Raw genomic sequence first — 4,554 nt, 5'->3', positions numbered from 1 at the left:
GCACACCCCGGCGGCCCTGGCGACACCCCCCGACGCCAGGGCCGCCGGTCCTTTCCCCGCCCGTGTACGGCCCGTCCGCGTACGCCTGCCGCGTACGCCTGCCGCGTACGCCTACCGGGCCCGCGCCGCCCGCTCCCCGGGACGCTCGGCGGAGAACAGCAGCCGGTAGCGCGCCACATCGCTGCTCACCAGTCCGGGGAAGTTCCGCACCCGCTCCCACAGCGGCGACGGCGTGCCGACCCCCTCGCCCGGAGCCTCCAGCGCGTCGATGTGCGCCTGCTCGCTCTCCCACTCCGCGTAGTTGATCACGCGTGTGCCGTCCGTGCTCAGGTGGAAGTGGGCCGAGATGCCGCCCGGCGGCAGGCTCCCGTCGGCCCTGTCGTCCTCGATCGCGGCGGCCACGGTGTCCACCCACGCCCGCTGCCGCGCCTCGTCGGGCCCCTCGAACCCCACCTCCACGACCACCACGCACCCCGGCTCGGGCCGCCTGCCGTCCCGGCCCGGCTCGTCCCGCCCTTCCGGCAGACTGCGGTAGCGCCGGGTGCGCGCCAGGCGCAGCCGCTCGATGCCCGGCACCGCGTCGTCGATCTCGTCGTTGCGCTCCTGGCGGTGGGTGCGCACGTACTCCTCGTACGCCTTCTCGTCCGTCCACTGGGAGTAGTGCAGCAGAGTCCGGCCGTCGGTCCCGGCGTAGACGCTGTACGACAGGATGTCCGGCGTCGGCCACTCCCGCCTGCCCCAGGTGGCGGCGATGGCGTCCGCGGCGGCCCGCTGCCGCTCGGGCGTGCCGACGTCCCAGGTGCTGATGAGGACGGCGCCGGCGTCGAGGCGGGCGGGGTCGGGGTGTACGGGCGTGGTGGACATGGGTGTGCCTCCTCGTCGGTCACGGGGTGTTCCCGGCTTCGCGGAACCACACTCACACTTCAAGTCGCCTTGAGGTCAAGGAGCTTGAGGACCGTCCGCGGCGGCCCGGTAGCGGTCGGCGAGGATGCGCAGCAGATCCCGCAGCTCGGGCGGGTCGAGCACGGTGAACGGCAGGTCCAGGGTGCCCAGGAACGCGGCGAGGTTGTGGAGGGAGTCGCCCCCGGTCTCCAGCACGCACCCGCCCTGGCCGTCGTCGGTCAGCAGCCCGGCCGTCGGCACGATCCGCTCGCCCGCCTCCGCCGGGGAGGCGTGCAGCCGTACGCGGGCCTGGTACCGCCACGCCGCCGAGCCCGTCCCGCGCAGCACATGCTCGACGGCGTCGCCGCCCGGCGGCTCCCGGGGCGTGAAGCGGGGGCCGTTCGGGGTGCGGAGGCGGAGGCGGTCGGCGCGGAAGCTGCGCCAGTCGCCGCGGCCGTCGTCCCAGGCCAGCAGATACCAGCGGCGCCCGGTGTGGACCAGGCGGTGCGGCTCGACGGTGCGCACGCTCTCGGTCCCGTCGTGGGAGAGGTAGTCGAAGCGCAGCCGCTCCCGGTCGCGTACGGCGGCGGCGATCGCGGTCAGCACCCCTGGGTCCACGGTCGGCCCCTGCCGGCCGCCCACCGAGACCGTGGCGGCGCGCAGCGCGTCGAGCCGGTGGCGCAGCCGGGAGGGCAGGAGCTGCCGCAGCTTGGTCAGGGCGCGCAGCGAGGTCTCCTCGATGCCGGTCACCGAACCGGCCGCGGCGGCCTGCAGGCCGACGGCCACGGCGACGGCCTCCTCGTCGTCCAGCAGCAACGGCGGCAGCGCCGCCCCGGCGCCGAGCCGGTAGCCGCCGAAGGTGCCGGTGGCGGAGTGGATCCCGTACCCCAGGGCGCGCAGCCGGGCGATGTCGTTGCGGACGGTCCGGGGCGTCACCGAGAGCCGCTCGGCCAGCTCGGCGCCGGACCAGTCGGGGCGGGACTGGAGCAGCGAGAGCAGGCGCAGCAGTCGTGCGGAGGTCTCCAGCATCTCCTCATTCTGCCGTCGGCCTGAGGAAAGAAATGTTCCTCAAGTCCTCCTACCGTCGTCCCCATGAAGCAGCAGACCGCCGAGAACACAGCCCCCGCCACACCCGACGCCCCCGCCGCCGTCCGCCCGTTCCGCATCGAGGTCCCCGAGGCCGAACTGGCCGACCTGCGCGAGAGGCTGGCCCGTACGCGCTGGCCCGCCGAGTCGCCCGAGCCCGGCTGGAAGCGGGGCGTGCCCCTGGCGTACCTGCGGGAGCTGGCCGAGTACTGGCGCACCTCCTACGACTGGCGCGCGCAGGAGGCCCGGCTGAACGCCGTCCCGCAGTTCGCCACCACCGTCGACGGGCAGACCCTCCACTTCCTCCACCGGCGCTCGCCCGAACCGGACGCCCTGCCGCTGCTGCTGTGCCACGGCTGGCCCGGATCACCGGTGGACTTCCTCCCGGTCATCGACGCCCTGGCCGACCCCCGCGCCCACGGCGGCGACCCGGCCGACGCCTTCCACGTGATCGCCCCCTCCACGCCCGGCTTCGGCTTCTCCACCCCCCTCGCCGGCCCCGGCTGGGGCGTCATGCGTACGGCCGCCGCCTTCGCCGGGCTGATGCGCCGCCTCGGCCACGACCGCTACGGCGTCCACGGCTTCGACGTCGGCGGCGGCATCGCCGACACCCTGCGGCGGCTGGACCCCGGGCACGTCGCCGGCCTGCACCTCGCCATGGCGGGCACGGACGACATGGTGCCGGTGCTCTCGGCGGCGGGGACGGTCGCCGTACGGCCCGGACCCGCCTTCGGGGAGGACGCGATGGGCTCGTACCGGATCCAGTCCACCCGCCCGCAGACCCTCGGCTACGGCCTCACCGACTCGCCGGTCGCACAACTCGCCTGGATCACCGAGAAGTTCCACGAGTGGACCGACCCGGCCGCCGAACTCCCCGAGGACGCCGTCGACCGCGACCTGCTCCTGACGAAGGTGACGCTGTACTGGCTCGGCCGCCTGGGCGCCTCCACGGCCCACTTCACCTACGAGACGCGCCGCGAGACGGCGCGCCTCGCCCAGGAACACCCGGCGGGCGAGCCGGTCACCGGAATTCCCATCGGTGTCGCGGAGTTCGCCTCGGACCCGGGGTTGCGCGCCCTGGCCGACCCCGACGGCGCCGTCGCCCACTGGAGCTCCTTCGAGCGGGGCGGCCACTTCCCCGCCCTGGAGCAGCCCGCCCTCCTCACCGGCGATCTGCGCGACTTCTTCCGCCCGCTGCGCTGACGTTCGGGCATCCGGCTAGCCTCGACCCCGACAGGCGCGGCGGGGGATGCGGGGGCGGATCGGCGATGGGTGCGAGAACGGACGGCGCGGACGGGGCGATGGAGGCGGGCCCCTCCTCGCGGTTCACCAGGACGCTGTGGTGGTTCACGTTCCACACGGCGTGCGCCACCGCCGCGGTGGCCCTGGCCTACCTCGCCCCGGCCGCGCCGCTGAGCTGGTGGCTGCGGGGCCCGGCCACGCTGACCGCCTGCGTCCTGATCCCGCTGGCGGCCCTGCTGATACCCGTGCTCGAACTGCGCCCCGTCCCGTGGGACCGGCGCAAACTGGCGTGGCAGCTCGCCTTCCCCGTCCTCACCGGGGCCGTGCTGGGCGTCACCGCCGGGCAGGCCGGACACGACGACGGCCTGCGGGAGCGGGGGCGGTGGACACAGGCCGTGATCGTGGAGAAGAGGGAGGGGAAGACCGACCGGTGCGTCCTGCGCGACCCGGCCGGCCGGGAGATCTCCCCGGACCTGACGCAGGGCGACGGCTGCGACGGTCACGTGGAGAAGGGCGACGTCCTGCGCGTACTCCACGACCCCGAAGGCGCGGCCGATCCCGCCACGGACGAGGACACCCCGTCGTACGGCGGCTTCCTGGTGGGGACGGCATTGGCACATGTGGCGCTGGGCACCTGGGGGAGCGCGCGCATGCCGCGACTGAACCCGGGGAGCCGGGCGAACCCGGGGAACCCGGCGCGCCCCGGGAGCGGCGGCCGGCCCGCGCGGACCGGCCACCGGCCGTGAACGGCCCGCCGCCGGATCAGGCGGACAGCCGCTCCTCGATCGCGGCGACGACCTCCGCCGCCTCCGGCTCGACGGCGGGACGGAACCGTGCGACGGGGGTGCCGTCCGCCGCGATGAGGAACTTCTCGAAGTTCCACTGCACGTCCCCGGCCTGCCCCTCGGCGTCGGCCAGCTTCGTCAGCTCGGCGTAGAGCGGGTGTCGGCCGTCCCCGTTGACCTCGGTCTTCTCCAGCATCGGGAAGGTCACGCCGTAGGTGGCCGAGCAGAACGCGCCGATCTCCTCGGCGGTGCCGGGCTCCTGGCCCATGAACTGGTTGCACGGCACGCCGACCACGGTGAACCCGCGGTCGGCGTACTTCTTCTGCAGCCGCTCCAGGCCCTCGTACTGCGGGGTCAGCCCGCACTTGGACGCGACGTTGACGACCAGCAGCACCTTGCCCCGGTGCTCGCCGAGGGTGGTGGGCTCGCCGGTCAGAGTGCGAAGGGGGATGTCGTAGAGGCTCATGGGCCCTGTCTAGCAGAGTTCGCGCCCGCGCCCGCCGTGAGCCTTCACACCACCCAGGAACGTTTCCCACGCCCCCGCCGGAAACCTCAGCAC

General features: G+C 74.5%; 5 protein-coding genes. 2 read left to right on the top strand and 3 right to left on the bottom strand.

Annotation, left to right across the window (positions count from 1 at the left end):
- Positions 1–111: 111 nt before the first annotated feature.
- The gene (locus tag L7D48_RS26245) at positions 112–864 is read right to left on the bottom strand and encodes an antibiotic biosynthesis monooxygenase (RefSeq protein ID WP_237883183.1); all 753 of its coding nucleotides are present in this window, start codon (positions 862–864) and stop codon (positions 112–114) included.
- Between the two features lie 75 nt (positions 865–939).
- Complete coding sequence (locus tag L7D48_RS26240) at positions 940–1,911, bottom strand: YafY family protein (protein ID WP_237883181.1); 972 nt, start codon at positions 1,909–1,911, stop codon at positions 940–942.
- Between the two features lie 63 nt (positions 1,912–1,974).
- Here L7D48_RS26240 and L7D48_RS26235 point away from each other — a divergent pair, with 63 nt between their 5' ends.
- Both L7D48_RS26235 and L7D48_RS26230 read left to right on the top strand, forming a co-directional pair.
- Positions 1,975–3,171 carry an epoxide hydrolase family protein gene (locus tag L7D48_RS26235; protein WP_237883179.1) on the top strand — a complete coding sequence of 399 codons (1,197 nt, stop codon included), beginning with the start codon at positions 1,975–1,977 and terminating at the stop codon, positions 3,169–3,171.
- A gap of 65 nt (positions 3,172–3,236) precedes the next feature.
- Positions 3,237–3,956 carry a hypothetical protein gene (locus L7D48_RS26230; RefSeq protein WP_237883177.1) on the top strand — a complete coding sequence of 240 codons (720 nt, stop codon included), beginning with the start codon at positions 3,237–3,239 and terminating at the stop codon, positions 3,954–3,956.
- Positions 3,957–3,972: 16 nt separating this feature from the next.
- Here L7D48_RS26230 and L7D48_RS26225 read toward each other — a convergent pair whose 3' ends face one another.
- Positions 3,973–4,461 (bottom strand): glutathione peroxidase, encoded by a 489-nt coding sequence (locus tag L7D48_RS26225; RefSeq protein WP_237883175.1) that lies wholly within the window; start codon positions 4,459–4,461, stop codon positions 3,973–3,975.
- Positions 4,462–4,554 lie beyond the last annotated feature (93 nt).

The organism is Streptomyces sp. ICN903 (assembly GCF_022015835.1).
GTDB classification, from domain to species: domain Bacteria; phylum Actinomycetota; class Actinomycetes; order Streptomycetales; family Streptomycetaceae; genus Streptomyces; species Streptomyces fenghuangensis.
This window is presented reverse-complemented; position numbering and strand designations above follow the sequence as displayed.